This is a genomic window from Enterobacter cloacae subsp. cloacae ATCC 13047 (genome assembly GCF_000025565.1).
Lineage (GTDB): Bacteria > Pseudomonadota > Gammaproteobacteria > Enterobacterales > Enterobacteriaceae > Enterobacter > Enterobacter cloacae.
Map to the genome: position 1 here is coordinate 2991472 of NC_014121.1, position 16582 is coordinate 3008053.

Consider the following 16582-nt stretch of genomic DNA (forward strand, 5'->3'; position numbering starts at 1 on the left):
ACATGTTTCACCGTTTATGGACGTTAATACGCAAAGAGCTGCAATCGCTGCTGCGCGAGCCGCAAACCCGCGCCATTCTGGTGTTGCCGGTGCTCATCCAGGTGTTTCTGTTCCCTTTTGCCGCCACGCTTGAGGTGACCAACGCCACCATCGCGATTTACAACGAAGACAACGGTAAACATTCCGTCGAGCTGACCCAGCGCTTTGCCCGGGCGAAGGCTTTTACCCATATCCTCCTGCTGAAAAGTCCACAGGCGATCCAGCACACCATCGATACCCAGAAAGCGCTGCTGCTGGTGCGTTTTCCGGCTGATTTTTCCCGCAATCTGGACACCTTCCAGCCCGCGCCCATGCAGTTGATCCTCGACGGGCGTAACTCCAACAGCGCGCAGATTGCCGCGAATTATCTGCAACAGGTGGTGAAGGATTATCAGCAGGAGTTGATGGAGGGGAAACCGAAGCCCAACAACAGCGAGCTGGTGGTACGTAACTGGTACAACCCAAACCTGGACTACAAATGGTTTGTGGTGCCGTCGCTGATCGCCATGATCACCACCATTGGGGTGATGATCGTCACCTCCCTGTCCGTCGCCCGCGAACGCGAGCAAGGTACGCTCGATCAGTTGCTGGTCTCCCCGCTGGCGACCTGGCAAATCTTCGTTGGTAAAGCGGTTCCCGCCCTGATTGTTGCCACGTTCCAGGCCACCATCGTGCTGGGCGTGGGGATCTGGGCCTACCAGATCCCGTTCGCCGGGTCGCTGGCGCTGTTCTACTTCACGATGGTGATCTACGGGCTGTCGCTGGTCGGGTTTGGCCTGCTGATTTCCGCGCTCTGCTCCACGCAGCAGCAGGCGTTTATTGGCGTGTTTGTCTTTATGATGCCGGCCATCCTGCTCTCCGGGTATGTTTCGCCGGTTGAGAATATGCCGGTGTGGTTACAGGATCTGACGTGGATAAACCCGATTCGTCACTTTACGGATATCACCAAGCAAATTTATCTGAAGGATGCGAGTCTGGATATTATCTGGGGAAGTTTGTGGCCGCTACTGGTCATAGCGGCCACGACGGGTTCAGTGGCGTACGCGATGTTTAGACGCAACATTGCGTAGCTTTTTCTCTTTGGCCAGCAAAGAGACCACCGCAGGCCCTGCAAGAATGGCCAGACCGGCCAGCGCCAGCAGCAGGTTGTTTTGCAGCACACGGGACAGCAGCCACAGCACAATCATTGCGGCACCAAAGTACCAGGTGGTGGTGAGCTCTTCGAGCACATCACCCACCTCGCGCCAGCGCGCTTCATGATGGCGCTGCAGGAACAACATCGACAGCACGGTGACGCCATAGAGGACGCATAGTCCTAGGCCAACACGCACCAGCGTGCCGCTCATCCAGCCCATCACCAGTACGGCCACGACCAGTAAATGCAACATTATCTGCCAGCAACTTAGACCCGTTGCGACACGAACACGTTGTTGCCACTTCATGGCTTCTCTCCTGAAGGATTTTTCTCTGCTTAATCAGACTACCGCACTTTACGGAAAATTCCGTAACACCGCATCTTTTTGTGACGACGACTACACTTTATTTTCATTGGGATAGTCACTCAGGAAGGAGCTTATGACCAAAAAAATGCAGCATTTCTCGCTTAAAGTGCTGACGATAAACATTCATAAAGGCTTCACAGCATTTAATCGCCGCTTCATTTTACCGGAGCTGCGCGACGCGGTTCGCACCGTCAGCGCGGACATTGTCTGCCTGCAGGAAGTGATGGGCGCGCACGAGGTCCATCCGATGCACTTCGAAAACTGGCCCGACACGCCCCACTACGAATTTCTGGCCGACACCATGTGGAGTGATTACGCTTACGGCCGCAATGCGGTCTATCCTGAAGGGCATCACGGAAATGCGGTGTTGTCGCGTTATCCCATTGAACATTACGAGAACCGGGACGTCTCCGTCGGCGAAAGCGAAAAGCGTGGGCTGCTGTATTGCCGTATCGCCCCGCCGGATCTCGATTTTCCGGTGCACGTTGGCTGTGTGCATCTCGGTCTGCGGGAAGCGCATCGCCAGGCACAGCTGCAGATGCTGGCCGAGTGGACTAACGCCCTGCCCGAAGGAGAGCCAGTGGTCATTGCCGGGGATTTCAACGACTGGCGGCAGCGGGCTAACCACCCTTTGAAAGTGGAGGCCGGGCTGGAGGAAATTTTCACCCGCGCGCACGGCAGACCTGCGCGCACGTTTCCGGTGCGCTTCCCGTTGCTGAGGCTTGACCGCATTTATGTGAAAAACGCCCATGCCAGCAGCCCGACCGCGCTGGCGTTGCTTAACTGGCGCCACCTTTCCGACCATGCCCCGCTGAGCGCGGAGATCCACTTATGAAATGTACCTGGCAGGAAGGCAACCGGATCACGCTGCTGGTCAACGGGGACGAATATTACCCCGCCGTTTTTGATGCGATAGACCGCGCGCAGCATAAAGTGATCCTCGAGACCTTTATCTGGTTTGAAGATGATGTGGGCAAACAGTTGCACAGCGTGCTGCTGCGCGCCGCCCAGCGCGGCGTCAAAATTGAAGCGCTGCTGGATGGCTATGGCTCGCCCGATCTTAGCGATGCGTTCGTGAATGAGCTCACTGCCGCAGGCGTTGTGTTCCGCTACTACGATCCCGGCCCTCGCCTGTTCGGCATGCGTACCAATCTCTTTCGCCGGATGCACCGCAAAATCGTTGTCGTTGATGAGACGGTGGCGTTTGTCGGTGGCATTAACTACTCCGCCGAGCATATGTCTGACTACGGCCCGGAGGCCAAGCAGGATTACGCCATCCGCATCGAAGGGCCTGTGGTTCAGGACATTTTGCTGTTTGAACTGGAAAACTTACCCGGCAAAGAGGCCGCCCGACGCTGGTGGAAGCGCCGCCATCGTCCGGAAGAGAACCGGAAGCCCGGCGAAGCGCAGGCGCTGTTCGTCTGGCGGGATAACGGCGAGCACCGGGACGATATTGAGCGCCACTACCTGAAAATGCTGGCGAATGCCAAACGCGAAGTGATCATCGCTAACGCCTATTTCTTCCCGGGCTACCGGCTGCTGCACGCCATGCGCAGTGCTGCCCGACGCGGCGTCCGCGTGAAGCTGATTGTGCAGGGCGAGCCGGATATGCCCATCGTCAAAGTCGGCGCGCGGCTGCTCTATAACTACCTGCTCAAAGGCGGAGTGCAGATCTACGAATACCGTCGCCGACCGCTGCACGGCAAAGTCGCGCTGATGGACGATCACTGGGCGACCGTCGGCTCCAGTAACCTCGATCCGCTGAGCCTGTCGCTTAACCTGGAAGCGAACCTGATCATTCACGATCGCCAGTTTAACCAGACCCTGCGGGATAACCTGCAGGGTCTGATCGTCAACGACTGCGTGCGCGTGGACGAGTCCATGGTGCCAAAACGCACCTGGTGGAATCTGGGGATCAGCGTAGTGGTGTTCCACTTCCTGCGCCATTTCCCGGCGATGGTGGGCTGGCTGCCGGCGCATACCCCAAAACTTGCGCTGGTGGATCCGCCTGTTCAACCCGAGATGGAAACCCAGGACCGCATTGAGGCGGAAGATGGAGGGAAAACCTGATGTCTAAATCGCATCCACGCTGGCGAATGGCGAAAAAGATCCTGACCTGGCTGTTTTTTATTGCCGTTGCGGTGCTGCTGGTGGTTTACGCGCAAAAGGTGGATTGGGAAGAGGTGTGGAAAGTCATCCGCAACTACAACCGGATGGTGCTGCTGGGAGCGGTTGGGCTGGTGATTGTGAGCTATCTGATGTACGGCTGCTATGACCTACTGGGCCGCGCCTACTGCGGCCACAAGCTGGCAAAACGCCAGGTCATGCTGGTGTCGTTTATCTGCTACGCCTTTAACCTGACGCTCAGCACCTGGGTCGGGGGGATTGGCATGCGCTATCGCCTGTACTCGCGCCTGGGACTGCCCGGTGGGACCATCACGCGTATATTTTCGCTGAGCATTACCACCAACTGGCTGGGTTATATTCTGCTGGGTGGGGTGATCTTTACCATCGGCGTGGTGCAGTTGCCCGCACACTGGTATATCGATGAAGCCACGCTGCGGATTTTAGGTTTCGCGCTCCTGCTCATTATCGCCCTGTATCTCTGGGCCTGCGCCTTTGCCAGACGCCGCCATATGACCATCAAAGGGCAAAAGCTGGTTTTACCTTCATGGAAATTTGCCGTGCTGCAGATGGCGGTCTCCAGCGCCAACTGGATGGCGATGGGGGCAATTATCTGGCTGCTCATTGGCGAAGATGTGAATTATTTCTTCGTGCTGGGGGTGCTGCTGGTGAGCAGTATTGCCGGGGTGATCGTACATATTCCGGCCGGGATTGGGGTGCTGGAAGCGGTATTTATCGCCCTGCTTGCCGGAGAACATGTTTCTCATGGGACGATTATCGCCGCCCTGCTCGCCTACCGCATGCTCTATTACTTCCTGCCGCTGGCACTGGCCACGGTCTGTTATCTGGTGCTTGAGAGCCGGGCGAAGAAGCTAAGAGCGAAGAACGAGAAGGCGATGGCAAAATAGGCGCAGCGGTCTGATGCCCTCACCCCGGCCCTCTCCCACAGGGAGAGGGAGAAAAACCGCACCGTTAGGGTGAGGGGCTGTATTTAACGACGGTTGCCGAAAATACGCAGCAGCATCAGGAACAGGTTGATGAAGTCCAGATACAGCGTCAGGGCACCCAGAATCGAGTATTTACGCAGGTTGGAACTGTCACGCACGTCAATCTGCTCACCGATGTTTTTCAGCTTCTGGGTGTCGTAGGCGGTTAAGCCAACGAAAATCACCACCCCGATATAGGTCACCGCCCACATCAGCGCGTCGCTCTTCAGCCACAGGTTCACCAGCGACGCCAGCACAATCCCGATCAGCCCCATGAACAGCATGTTGCCAAGACCGCTGAGGTCACGTTTGGTGGTGTAACCGTACAGGCTCATCACACCAAACATCCCGCCGGTGACCACAAAGGTGCTGGCAATAGAGGAGTAGGTATAGACGATGAAAATGCTGGAAAGCGTCAGCCCCGTCAGTGCCGAATAGAGCATAAACAGGGTGGTCGCCATCCCGGCACTCAGCTTCTGTACCAGACCGGAGAGCACAAACACCAGTGCCAGTTGCGCAATGATCAGCCCAAAGAAGGTGATTTTGCTGGAAAAGATAAACATCATCAGTTCAGGGGTATTGGCCGCATACCACGCGATAAATGCGGTAAGCAGTAAGCCTACCGTCATCCAGCCATAAACCTGAGCCATATACGTCTGCAGGCCACTACGGGTCTGCTGTACTATCGAATCGGAACGCGGAAATCGGTCCATGATTCACTCCTGATTAAGTAGACACACACGTTAAGACTAACACATCCACATAAACCTGTTACCAACGGCTGGCGGCCTGTTTGTCGCTGTCGCGCGATTCAACCCACCGCTCCCCCTCCGGCGTCGCTTCACGTTTCCAGAACGGGGCTTTGGTTTTCAGATAATCCATGATGAACTCCCCGGCGGCAAACGCGCTGCCGCGATGGGCACTGGTCACCCCCACGAAAACGATCTCCTCGCCCGGCCACATCTCACCGATGCGGTGGATAACCGTCACACGCCCGAGCGGCCAGCGGCCTCGCGCCTCTTCGACTATCGCAGCCAGAGATTTCTCGGTCATGCCCGGATAGTGTTCCAGCGTAAGCGCTTTTACGCTGTCGCCAAGGTTATGGTTACGCACTTTACCGGTGAAGGTCACAACAGCACCGTCTTCATCGCGCTCTGCCAGCCAGTGATATTCCGTACCGACATTAAAGCGCTCAGGGCTAACCAGAATTCGCGTATCAGCCATCTTAACCCCCCGTCACCGGTGGGAAGAAGGCCACTTCATCACCTGCCGCCAGCGGATGGGTAAACTCCACCAGCGTCTGGTTGACGGCGGCCAGCAGCTTCCCTTCATCCAGCGCCAGCGCCCAACGGTCGCTTTGCGCCGCCAGATGCGCACGCAGTGCGGCAACGTCTTTAAACGTCGCTTCCAGCGTCAGGCTGTCGGTATTCACCAGTTCACGCACCTGGGCAAAAAAGAGCACCTTAATCATGGCTGTCCACCTTAAAATCACCGGATTTGCCGCCGCTTTTCGCCAGCAGACGAACCGGGCCAATCACCATATCTTTCTGCACCGCTTTGCACATATCGTAGATAGTCAGCGCGGCAACGGACGCCGCCGTCAGCGCTTCCATCTCCACGCCCGTTTTACCGGTTAAACGACACAGCGATTCGATGCGCACGCGGTTGTGCTCTGGCTGGGCCTGAAGATTGACCTCCACCTTGCTGAGCATCAGCGGGTGGCAGAGCGGAATTAAGTCCCAGGTGCGTTTCGCCGCCTGGATCCCGGCGATGCGGGCAGTGGCAAAGACATCACCCTTATGGTGGCTACCGTCGATAATCATCGCCAGGGTGTCTGGCAGCATGGTAACGAACGCTTCGGCACGCGCCTCGCGGACCGTTTCGGCCTTGGCAGAAACGTCCACCATATGCGCTTCGCCAGCGGCGTTAATGTGGGTCAGTTGCGACATAGCTTATTTCTTTAAATGGGGATGAAAATTACACGGACGGGTACGGGCATCCAGCTGCGGGGCGATAATGTTGTCCCACGCGGTGCGGCAGGCTTTGGTCGAGCCCGGCATGGCGAATATCAGGGTGTTGTTCGCCATGCCCGCCACCGCACGTGACTGCAGCGTCGAGGTACCAATCTCTTCAAACGACAGCATGCGGAACACTTCGCCGAAGCCTTCTACCTCGCGGTCAAACAGCGGGATAAGCGCCTCTGGCGCCTGGTCGCCTGCGGTAAAACCGGTGCCGCCGGTGATCAACACCACCTGCACTTCATCGCTGGCAATCCACTGGGAGACCTGCGCGCGTATGGCATAGCGGTTCTCTTTGACGATCGCTTTATCGACGATCTTATGCCCGGCGTCATGGGCGGCTTCGCGCAGCCAGTGGCCGGAGGTGTCATCCTCTTCGCCACGACGGTCGGAAACGGTAAGGATGGCAATACGTGTCGGGATAAATTCCGCGCTGACCTGACTCATCTTCTGGTTCCTTCTTAAGCCTGATTACCCGCCAATGTATGACAGGTTCTGAGTAATGCCGGTGTTGCCCTGATGCAGGAAGTGGGTCTGTTTTTTATGCGTCAGCGCCTCAGAAATACGCGCTTCCAGCGCGGTCTGTTGCGCATCGTCTTCCAGCAGATCGCGAAGGTTAACGCCGCCATCCCCGAACAGACAGAGATGCAGTTTGCCCACCGAGGAGACGCGCAGGCGGTTACAGCTGGCGCAGAAATCTTTCTCGTAAGGCATGATAAGCCCAATCTCCCCTTCGTAATCCGGGTGACAAAAGACCTGCGCCGGGCCGTCGCTGCGCTGGCGGATCTGGTGGATCCAGCCGCGTTTAAGCAGCTCATCGCGCAACACCATGCCGGAGATGTGATGGCGGCGGAACAGCTCGCTGCCCTCGCCCGTCTCCATGAGTTCAATAAACCGCAGTTGAATGGGGCGGGATTTGATCCACGCCAGGAAGGTATCCAGCTGATGATGGTTTACATCACGCATCAGCACGGTGTTGACTTTGACCTTATCGAACCCGGCGGTAAACGCAGCATCAATACCGTCCATCACCTGCTGGAATTTATCCTGGCCGGTAATGGCATGAAACTGACGGGCATCCAGGCTGTCCACGCTGACGTTAATGGCCGTTAAGCCCGCATCACGCCAGGTTGCGACATCGCGCGCCATGCGGTAGCCATTGGTGGTCACCGCAATCTGACGGATGCGTTCGTTTTCACGCACGGCGGCAATAATGTCGGGGAAGTCACGGCGCAGCGAAGGTTCTCCGCCGGTCAGACGCACTTTTTCCGTGCCGAGTGCCGAGAACGCGCGCGTAACGCGGCGAACTTCATCCACGGAGAGAAAGCCGTTATTGGTGACGCTGCCCGGTTTGTAGCCGTCGGGCAGACAGTAGGTGCAACGGAAGTTGCACACATCGGTAATCGACAGACGTAAGTAGTAAAACTTACGCGCGAAAGCATCAGTAAGTTGTGAAGCCATGTACACCTTTCCAGATACGGGAGGCACAGTCATTTCTTTCTGTACCCTGGTGGCATAGTTGCCACGGCCAGGGCGCCATATCTTTCGACACAGGCACCAGGGCTAGAGTGTATGTTTTCAAATTTGAAAACGTGGTTATGGCGATAGTAGCGCGTAAATCACCCTTTCGCCATTACCGCTTAACGCTATATAAACATGTATATAGCGACCTGATCGTGCATTTTCGTTACAGAATACGCCAAAACAGCAGATTCGCATTGATATACGTCATTTTGCCCTGGCTGAGGCATCGTCTTTTAGGGGTAGTTAGGTTACTGTTACGCAGATCGAACGTGATAAGGAATAAGTATGCGCAATCGCACTTTTGCGGATCTTGACCGGGTGGTGGCACTGGGTGGAGGCCATGGTCTGGGCCGGGTGATGTCCTCTTTGTCATCCCTTGGCTCAAGACTGACAGGGATAGTAACAACAACGGATAACGGCGGATCGACGGGGCGGATCCGACGCGCAGAAGGCGGCATTGCCTGGGGCGATATGCGTAATTGCCTGAATCAGTTAATTACCGAACCGAGCGTCGCCTCGGCGATGTTTGAGTACCGTTTTGGCGGTAACGGGGAGCTTTCCGGGCATAACCTTGGAAATTTGATGCTTAAAGCGCTGGATCACCTGAGCGTGCGCCCGCTGGAAGCGATCAATCTCATCCGCAATCTGCTCAAAGTGGATGCGTTCCTGATCCCGATGTCTGAACAACCGGTCGATTTGATGGCCATCGACGTAGAAGGTCATGAAGTGTACGGCGAAGTGAATATTGATCAGCTTACGCTGCCGCCGAAAGAGCTGATGACTTACCCGGCCGTTCCCGCCACGCGCGAAGCGGTTGAGGCCATCGCCGAGGCGGATTTGATCCTGATTGGCCCGGGCAGTTTTTACACCAGCCTGATGCCGATTTTACTGGTGAAAGAGCTGGCGCAGGCCCTGCGCAGAACGCCCGCCCCGATGGTGTACATCGGTAATTTAGGCCGCGAATTGAGTCCGGCAGCGGCCAGCCTGTCGCTGGCGGATAAACTGGAGCTGATGGAGCAGTACGTCGGTAAAAAAATCATCGACGGTGTTGTGGTCGGGCCGAAAGTGGATGTAACGGGCATTGGCGATCGCGTGGTGGTGCAGGAGCCGCTGGAGGCCAGCGATATCAAATACCGTCATGACCGTCACTTGTTGCGTGACGCGCTGGAGAAGGCGATTCAGGAGTTGGGTTAGGCTCGTTTTGTGCGGCCTGATGCCCTCACCCTGGCCCTCTCCCACAGGGAGAGGGCGAAAACACGCTGCTTTTAAGATGCGGCGATGAAAAGATCCCGCAGCTGATGCAGCTGGTCGCGAATTTGCGCTGCCTCTTCGAACTCCAGGTTCTGGGCGTGCTGCATCATCTGCGCTTCCAGCTCGTGGATTTTCTGCTGCAGCGCTTTCGGCGTCAGCGCGACGGTATCTTCCTCCACCACGGAACGCGCCTTGCCGCGTCCTTTCGCTTTGGTCTTCGCGATGTTCTGACCCAGCGCCAGAATATCCACCACCTTCTTGTTCAGACCCTGCGGCGTAATGCCATGCTCTTCGTTGTAGCGCTGCTGTTTCTCGCGACGGCGTTCCGTTTCGCCAATCGCTTTCGCCATCGACGGGGTGATTTTATCGCCGTAGAGAATCGCTTTACCGTTGACGTTACGCGCGGCGCGGCCAATGGTCTGGATCAGCGAGCGCTCTGAACGCAGGAAGCCCTCTTTGTCAGCATCGAGGATTGCCACCAGCGAGACTTCCGGCATATCCAGACCCTCTCGCAACAGGTTGATCCCCACCAGCACGTCAAACTCGCCCAGACGCAGGTCGCGGATAATTTCCATACGCTCCACGGTATCGATATCCGAGTGCAGATAACGCACCTTCTCGCCGTGTTCTTCCAGATATTCGGTCAGGTCTTCCGCCATACGTTTGGTCAACGTGGTGACCAGCACGCGCTCGTTGATTGCCGAACGGGCGCGGATCTCGGAGAGCAGATCGTCCACCTGCGTCGCAACCGGACGGACTTCGATCACCGGATCCAGCAGCCCTGTCGGACGAACCACCTGGTCAACCACCTCATCGCCCGATTTCTCCAGCTCGTAGTTGCCCGGCGTCGCCGAAACGTAAATGGTTTGCGGTGCCAGCGCTTCAAACTCTTCAAACTTCATCGGACGGTTGTCCAGCGCCGACGGCAGACGGAAGCCGTACTCAACCAGCGTCTCTTTACGCGCGCGGTCACCGCGATACATCCCGCCGATCTGCGGGATCGTGACGTGGGATTCGTCGATCACCAGTAACCCGTCCGCCGGAAGGTAGTCAAACAACGTCGGCGGCGGCTCGCCCGGCCCACGACCGGAGAGGAAACGGGAGTAGTTTTCGATGCCGGAGCAGTAGCCCAGCTCGTTCATCATCTCCAGATCGAACTGGGTACGCTGGCTCAGGCGTTGCTCTTCCAGCAGTTTATTGTTCGCCAGCAGCACCTTACGGCGTTCCGCCAGCTCCTCTTTGATCTCTTCCATCGCCTGCACAATACGCTCGCGTGGCGTTACGTAGTGCGTTTTCGGGTAGATGGTGTAACGCTGAATAACGGACTCGACGTGGCCGGTGAGCGGGTCGAACAGCGACAGGCGTTCCACCTCTTCGTCAAACAGCTCAACGCGCAGGGCAATGTCGTCCGATTCCGCCGGGAAGATGTCGATAACCTCGCCGCGCACGCGGAACGTACCGCGCTGGAACGCCTGGTCGTTACGGGTGTACTGCAGCTCCGCCAGTCGGCGCAAAATCGCGCGCTGATCGATGATCATCCCCTGCGTCAGGTGCAGCATCATCTTGAGGTAGAGATCCGGGTCGCCCAGACCGTAGATGGCAGACACCGATGCGACCACCACCACATCACGACGCTCCAGCAGCGCCTTCGTCGCCGAGAGACGCATCTGCTCAATGTGTTCGTTCACCGAGGCATCTTTCTCGATGAAAGTGTCAGAGCTCGGCACATAGGCTTCTGGCTGGTAGTAATCGTAATACGAGACGAAATACTCCACGGCATTCTCCGGGAAGAACTCTTTCATCTCGCCATACAGCTGCGCCGCCAGCGTTTTGTTGGGCGCCAGCACCATGGTGGGGCGTTGCAGATCCGCAATGACGTTGGCGATGGTGAAGGTTTTACCCGAACCGGTCACCCCCAGCAGCGTCTGGTGTGCCAGCCCATCTTCCAGCCCCTCTTCAAGACGACGGATCGCCTCAGGCTGGTCGCCAGAAGGACGGAAAGCAGAATTCAGTTTGAACGGTTTACTCATGGGCGACAACCTGGTGATGTAAAAAGCGGCAGGTGAGTAATTTTACTCGTTGTGGCCAGGAATGCCAGTAAAAAACACTGGATGTAAAACCAGTAGCGTGTCACGATATTTAGCATAGCACCCGAAGGATTAGCGTATTCCCGGTCAAAATTTCGACTGAGACGACATAAAACACCAGCCCTACCCGGTTATCCCCAGAACATTTTCATTTTTAACATTTGTCAAGCCAGGTAATGGTAGTTTTATGGTAACCGGTGACACTTTTATGACGGCAATTGATTTTATCTAACCAGTTAAATCTTAAAGGATATTTTCCAGAGCCGCGTTTCGCGTCAATTTGGGCGTAACCCGCGTCTTCTCTCGCTTATCGCGTGTTTTCTAACTCTAATGCACATGGTTATCCACAGGAATAGTGGATAACTGCGTCCAGCCCATACAGACTGCCGCTCAGCAAATTCCCGGTTTTTCCCACGAGGCGGTGACAAAAAATTTTTATCGCTAATTTTTGCCAATCAACCGTTGCGTTATTCATAACCAATCAATGAGATCTTGCTCACAATTCAGCCATTTCAGTCCCTGCACCACCGCTAACAGTTCTGGCACTGAGACAGTGCAATCCGCTTATCGATCGGTCGTTTTGCGACGGCATTATCCTAAAAAAGCCTCTTTTTTAATCAGTTCAACGGTTCTGGCAGGAGATTTGCAGATTCATTAACGAGCCTCACCCACATACATTTTTAAGGAGAGAAAGATGTTGAGTCTGCGTGCAGTCAATCAGTTTTACGGAAACCAACATACGCTATGGAATGTCGATTTGGATTTACCGCAGGGCTTATGCACAGGGGTGATTGGCCTGCCCGGCATGGGAAAAACCACCCTCATCAACTGCATCACCGGCGCGTTACCGGTGCAGAGCGGAACCATCGTCTGGCACGAAGCCGGTGCCCCGCCCTGTGATTTACTGCGTCAGGCACCGGATCAACGCGCGCTGCCGGGGATTGGCTACGTGCCACAGGACCGACGGATTTTTTCGCAACTGACTATTGAGGAAAACTTGCACATCGCCATGCGGGCGACAGGGGCAACGGACACGCGTGCAAAAAGCGATGTCTATGACCTGTTCCCGCAGCTATGGGCGCTGCGACAGATTCGGGCGAACGGGCTCTCCCCGGACGATCAGTATCAGCTGGCGCTGGCTAACGCGCTGGTCAACCGACCGCGGGTATTGATTCTGGATGAGCCGCTGCAGGGCGCAGGGTACAGCTTTGCTCAGAAGCTGGGCCATCTGCTGGCGAGGCTTAATCGTGAGCTGGGGATGACGGTGTTACTAGCCGAGCAGCAGCTGTCGTTTATCCGCCGGGTAGTGGATCGCTTCTGTATGCTGTATCGCGGGCGTAACGTGGCCCAGGGCCACGTTACCGAGCTGGATGACGAGCTTATTGCCCACTGGATGTCGCGGGAAGCAAGGCACTGAGGTCGAGGTAATGTCCGGTGTCGGCGTGCTCAGCACCGTCCGCAAGCCATGGGATCTCCCCAAGGAACGGCGCGGGAAGCACTCGCCTGAGCGTGGCCAGATACTCCTGGTGACGCTTACCGGGTGCGACCACGTCGTTGGCTATCCAGCCCGCCAGACGCAGCCCGGCCTGCTGAACGGCCTGTGCCGTTAACATGGCGTGGTTGATACAGCCGAGCTTCACCCCGACCACGAGGATCACCGGAAGCTGCTCGCGCTGGACCCAGTCCGCAAACGTCAGTTCGTCCGACAGCGGCGTAAACCAGCCCCCTGCGCCTTCCACCAGTACCCAGTCAGCCTGGCGTTCCAGTGCGCGCAGGCCGTCCGAGAGCACGGAAAATGCGATGGGGCGGCCTTCGTCGGCGCTGATAATGTGCGGCGACGTCGGCTCGGCAAAGGTATAAGGATTCACCGCCGCATAGTCCAGCGGCAGCGTGCTGTTACGCTGCAGCGCCAGCGCGTCGGTGTTGCGTAACCCCTGTGCCGTCATCTCACTTCCGGAGGCGACGGGCTTGTACCCGGCGGTGGTTTTGCCCTGCAGACGAGCCGCCTGCAACAGTGCGGAACTGACCACCGTTTTACCCACTTCGGTATCCGTTCCAGTGACAAAATAACGTTCAGTCACGTTCGATAATCCCATGAAAGAGTTGATAAGAGAGCGGGAAAGTGCCCCGCCGCTGCGGCCAGGCCAGCTCCAGGCGCTGCAACTGCCCGCGCGTGAGCGGTTTTCTCTCGCGCCCGGCATGCAGATGCGTAGCGCCAATGCCCTTCAGCGAGCGCATGGCGCTGAACGCATCGCTAAAGTTCAGCGTGATGGTCTGCACCTGGCTGCGAAAGCGCCAGCCCGTCAGCGCGTCCGTCACCTGGTCATACGCTAAAAAGCGGTTGGCGTGCGGCTGTTCGTCTACCGCTTTCCATGCCTGATTCAGCTCGGGCAGCGAGCTTTCCAGCAGGGTGGTAAAGGCCACCTTTCCGCCCGGACGCGCCACGCGATACAGCTCGTTTAACGCCTGCGAAAGGCTACTGCACCACTGTACCGCCAGGTGACTCCACACCAGATCGAACTGCGCATCCGGCAGCGGAAGCGACTCAATATCGCCAGTCAGATAGCGGTCAGCCGCCTGTTGCTGTCGCGCCTCGTCCAGCATCTGCTCAGAGAGATCGAGTGCGGTGACGTGGCTTCCGGCGTCGCGCCAGTAGCGGCTGTTGCCGCCGGGGCCGCATCCGGCATCCAGTACGTACGGGAAACGACGCGCACCGAGTAGCTCAAGCAGCCCCTGAGCGCTCTGACGCTGAAGCTCATCATGCTGAGAATAACTGCGTGCAGCACGGCCAAACGCCGCCGCAATGGCCTGTTTATTGACTGGCGACATGGAGAGCCTCCAGCAGCGCATCGATATCTTCCGCTTTGTGCGCCGCCGTCAGCGTCAGACGCAGACGCGCCGTACCCGGCGGCACGGTGGGCGGACGGATGGCCGTGACCCACATTCCCCGTTCGCGCAGCGTCTGTGCCAGCGCGAGCGCGCGGTTGTTTTCCCCCACGATAACGGGCTGGATGGCGCTCTGCGAATCGGTGCTTTGGAAAGGAAGCCGATCCAGACCCTGACGGAAACGCTGAATATGTTCTGCCAGACGCGCGCGCCGTTCAGCCCCCTCTTCACCGCGGATCACCTCCAGCGAGGCAGAGAGCGCCACCGCCTGCGCAGGCGGCATACTGGTGCTGTAAATCAGATGTCGGGCGAACTGCAGCAGATAATCGGCGACGGACTCGCTGCACAGCACGGCGGCCCCGCTCACGCCAACGCCTTTGCCAAAGGTGACGATCAGCAGTTCCGGCTTCACGCCCTGCTGACTGGCGCTACCGCGACCGTCCTCACCCATCACGCCAATACCGTGGGCATCATCCACCAGCAGCCAGGCGTTTTGCTGTTTCGCAACGTCAGACAGCGCACGAAGCGGCGCGCTGTCGCCATCCATGCTAAAGACACCTTCCGTCACCACCAGCTGTTGTCCGGCACAGGGTTTATCCAGCAGCGTGGCGAGCGAAAGCGCATCGTTGTGGGCAAAGCGCCGCAGCTGTGCCGGGCTGAGACTCGCCGCCTCCAGCAAAGAGGCGTGGCTTAAGCGGTCCGCGGTGATACGATCGTCCTTGCCCATCAGCGCGGCAATCACCGCCTGATTGGCGGCAAAGCCGGAGATGAACAGCAGCGCGCGCGGATAGCCCAGCCAGTCGGCAAGCGCCTCCTCCAGCGCCTGATGCGCTGTCGTATAGCCGCTGACGTGCCCCGACCCCCCACTGCCCACGCCGTAGTGTTCCGCCCCCTGCTGCCAGGCGCGGACAATCGCCGGATGCTGGCTCAGGCCGAGATAATCATTGCTGGAAAAATTACAGTACTGCCGTCGGGCGTGGGTCAGAAAACGGCCTGCACCGTTTTCCACTACCCTGCGAACGCGAAAAGCGTCCCGCGCCCGGCGCTCTTCCAGCGCGGATTGAATACGAGCCTGCCAGGTCATATGGATGCCGCGTTGTAGAACTGTTCGGTATCGGCGTTGAAAATCTGCTGCTCCAGCTGCTGCTGTTGCTCGTTATCTCCCGCCAGCACCTCGGTCTGATGCGGGTTCAGCCCCAGCTTGCGGAACAGCTGGACGTCTTTGTCCTCTTCCGGGTTCGGCGTGGTCAGCAGCTTGCAGCCGTAGAAGATGGAGTTAGCGCCAGCCATAAAGCACATCGCCTGCGTCTGCTCGTTCATCTGTTCGCGACCGGCAGAAAGGCGGACGTATGACGTTGGCATCATGATGCGCGCGACCGCGATGGTGCGGATAAAATCAAACGCATCGACATCCTCGTTATCCGCCAGCGGCGTGCCTTTGACCTTCACCAGCATGTTGATTGGCACGCTTTCCGGCGGGGTCGGCAGGTTCGCCAGTTGCAGCAGCAGACCGGCGCGATCTTTCACCGTTTCACCCAGCCCCACAATCCCGCCCGAGCACACTTTGATGCCCGCTTCGCGCACTTTGTCCAGCGTATCCAGACGCTCCTGATAGGTACGGGTGGTAATGATGTTGCCGTAAAACTCTGGTGAGGTGTCGAGGTTGTGGTTGTAATAATCCAGCCCTGCAGCAGACAGGCGCTGCGCCTGCTCTTCGTTCAGCGTGCCGAGGGTCATACAGGCTTCCAGCCCCATCTCTTTGACCCCTTTCACCATTTGCTCCAGATACGGCATGTCACGATCGTGTGGGTTTTTCCATGCCGCCCCCATGCAGAAACGGGTAGAGCCCGCGTTTTTCGCCTTACGCGCGGATTCGAGCACCTGCTCCACTTCCATCAGACGTTCGGATTCCAGCCCGGTTTTATAGCGCGCGCTCTGCGGGCAATATTTGCAATCTTCCGGGCAGGCACCGGTCTTGATCGACAGCAGCGTACTGACCTGAACATGGCGCGGATCGAAGTGCTGACGATGCACCTGTTGGGCTTCGAACATCAGCTCCAGGAAAGGTTTATTGAATAATTCAGTGACTTGCGACATCGTCCAGCGTGCGTGGTGAGCCATGGGGCTTCTCCAAAGGGTTTTGTTAATTTTCGGTTCGGTTTATA

General features: G+C 57.4%; 18 protein-coding genes and 1 riboswitch. Of the genes, 6 read left to right on the forward strand and 12 right to left on the reverse strand.

Annotated elements, in window-relative coordinates:
* Window positions 1-2 precede the first annotated feature (2 nt).
* Window positions 3-1109 (forward strand): ABC transporter permease, encoded by a 1107-nt coding sequence (locus ECL_RS14430; protein WP_013097484.1) that lies wholly within the window; start codon window positions 3-5, stop codon window positions 1107-1109.
* Here the strand turns inward: ECL_RS14430 and ECL_RS14435 are convergent.
* Window positions 1071-1481, reverse strand: coding sequence for a YbhQ family protein (locus tag ECL_RS14435; protein ID WP_014831155.1), 411 nt, complete (start codon window positions 1479-1481; stop codon window positions 1071-1073). The two genes, ECL_RS14430 and ECL_RS14435, sit on opposite strands and share 39 nt — an antisense overlap.
* Window positions 1482-1614: 133 nt before the next feature.
* On the opposite strand from ECL_RS14435, the gene ECL_RS14440 reads away from it, so the two are divergent.
* From ECL_RS14440 to ECL_RS14450, 3 genes are read left to right on the forward strand one after another with little or no spacing between them, the layout of a single operon-like run.
* Window positions 1615-2376 (forward strand): endonuclease/exonuclease/phosphatase family protein, encoded by a 762-nt coding sequence (locus ECL_RS14440; RefSeq protein ID WP_013097486.1) that lies wholly within the window; start codon window positions 1615-1617, stop codon window positions 2374-2376.
* The gene (gene clsB / locus ECL_RS14445) at window positions 2373-3611 is read left to right on the forward strand and encodes a cardiolipin synthase ClsB (RefSeq protein ID WP_013097487.1); all 1239 of its coding nucleotides are present in this window, start codon (window positions 2373-2375) and stop codon (window positions 3609-3611) included. The genes ECL_RS14440 and clsB overlap by 4 nt, the downstream gene beginning before the upstream one ends.
* A complete protein-coding gene (locus ECL_RS14450; RefSeq protein ID WP_013097488.1) occupies window positions 3611-4573 on the forward strand; it encodes a lysylphosphatidylglycerol synthase domain-containing protein in 963 nt (320 codons plus the stop codon). Before clsB ends, ECL_RS14450 begins: the two co-directional genes overlap by 1 nt.
* Window positions 4574-4656: 83 nt before the next feature.
* On the opposite strand, the gene ECL_RS14455 is transcribed toward ECL_RS14450, so the two are convergent.
* The 6 genes from ECL_RS14455 to moaA form a co-directional block, all read right to left on the reverse strand.
* Complete coding sequence (locus ECL_RS14455) at window positions 4657-5364, reverse strand: Bax inhibitor-1/YccA family protein (RefSeq protein ID WP_014831151.1); 708 nt, start codon at window positions 5362-5364, stop codon at window positions 4657-4659.
* A 58-nt stretch (window positions 5365-5422) separates the two neighbouring features.
* On the reverse strand, window positions 5423-5875 hold the full coding sequence (gene moaE, locus ECL_RS14460; RefSeq protein WP_013097490.1) for a molybdopterin synthase catalytic subunit MoaE: 453 nt from the start codon (window positions 5873-5875) through the stop codon (window positions 5423-5425).
* A 1-nt stretch (window position 5876) separates the two neighbouring features.
* Entirely contained in the window at window positions 5877-6122 is a 246-nt protein-coding gene (moaD, locus tag ECL_RS14465) for a molybdopterin synthase sulfur carrier subunit (RefSeq protein ID WP_013097491.1), read from the reverse strand.
* Entirely contained in the window at window positions 6115-6600 is a 486-nt protein-coding gene (gene moaC, locus ECL_RS14470; RefSeq protein ID WP_013097492.1) for a cyclic pyranopterin monophosphate synthase MoaC, read from the reverse strand. Before moaC ends, moaD begins: the two co-directional genes overlap by 8 nt.
* A gap of 3 nt (window positions 6601-6603) precedes the next feature.
* Complete coding sequence (moaB, locus tag ECL_RS14475) at window positions 6604-7116, reverse strand: molybdenum cofactor biosynthesis protein B (RefSeq protein WP_013097493.1); 513 nt, start codon at window positions 7114-7116, stop codon at window positions 6604-6606.
* A 24-nt stretch (window positions 7117-7140) separates the two neighbouring features.
* The gene (gene moaA / locus ECL_RS14480; protein WP_013097494.1) at window positions 7141-8130 is read right to left on the reverse strand and encodes a GTP 3',8-cyclase MoaA; all 990 of its coding nucleotides are present in this window, start codon (window positions 8128-8130) and stop codon (window positions 7141-7143) included.
* A riboswitch (molybdenum cofactor riboswitch) is annotated at window positions 8118-8252 on the reverse strand. (Overlaps the previous gene by 13 nt.)
* A gap of 226 nt (window positions 8253-8478) precedes the next feature.
* On the opposite strand from moaA, the gene yvcK reads away from it, so the two are divergent.
* Window positions 8479-9387 (forward strand): uridine diphosphate-N-acetylglucosamine-binding protein YvcK, encoded by a 909-nt coding sequence (gene yvcK, locus ECL_RS14485; protein ID WP_013097495.1) that lies wholly within the window; start codon window positions 8479-8481, stop codon window positions 9385-9387.
* A 71-nt stretch (window positions 9388-9458) separates the two neighbouring features.
* Here the strand turns inward: yvcK and uvrB are convergent, their stop codons facing one another.
* Window positions 9459-11474 (reverse strand): excinuclease ABC subunit UvrB, encoded by a 2016-nt coding sequence (gene uvrB, locus ECL_RS14490; protein WP_013097496.1) that lies wholly within the window; start codon window positions 11472-11474, stop codon window positions 9459-9461.
* 751 nt (window positions 11475-12225) lie between these two features.
* Between uvrB and ECL_RS14495 the strand changes: the two genes are divergently transcribed.
* Complete coding sequence (locus ECL_RS14495; RefSeq protein WP_013097498.1) at window positions 12226-12948, forward strand: ABC transporter ATP-binding protein; 723 nt, start codon at window positions 12226-12228, stop codon at window positions 12946-12948.
* Here ECL_RS14495 and bioD read toward each other — a convergent pair.
* The 4 genes from bioD to bioB are packed head-to-tail and all read right to left on the reverse strand — an operon-like array spanning window position 12911 to window position 16538.
* Window positions 12911-13612, reverse strand: coding sequence for a dethiobiotin synthase (gene bioD / locus ECL_RS14500; RefSeq protein ID WP_013097499.1), 702 nt, complete (start codon window positions 13610-13612; stop codon window positions 12911-12913). The two genes, ECL_RS14495 and bioD, sit on opposite strands and share 38 nt — an antisense overlap.
* Window positions 13605-14360 carry a malonyl-ACP O-methyltransferase BioC gene (gene bioC, locus ECL_RS14505; RefSeq protein ID WP_013097500.1) on the reverse strand — a complete coding sequence of 252 codons (756 nt, stop codon included), beginning with the start codon at window positions 14358-14360 and terminating at the stop codon, window positions 13605-13607. The genes bioD and bioC overlap by 8 nt, the downstream gene beginning before the upstream one ends.
* A complete protein-coding gene (gene bioF / locus ECL_RS14510; RefSeq protein ID WP_013097501.1) occupies window positions 14344-15501 on the reverse strand; it encodes an 8-amino-7-oxononanoate synthase in 1158 nt (385 codons plus the stop codon). Before bioF ends, bioC begins: the two co-directional genes overlap by 17 nt.
* The gene (gene bioB, locus ECL_RS14515; protein WP_013097502.1) at window positions 15498-16538 is read right to left on the reverse strand and encodes a biotin synthase BioB; all 1041 of its coding nucleotides are present in this window, start codon (window positions 16536-16538) and stop codon (window positions 15498-15500) included. The genes bioF and bioB overlap by 4 nt, the downstream gene beginning before the upstream one ends.
* Window positions 16539-16582 lie beyond the last annotated feature (44 nt).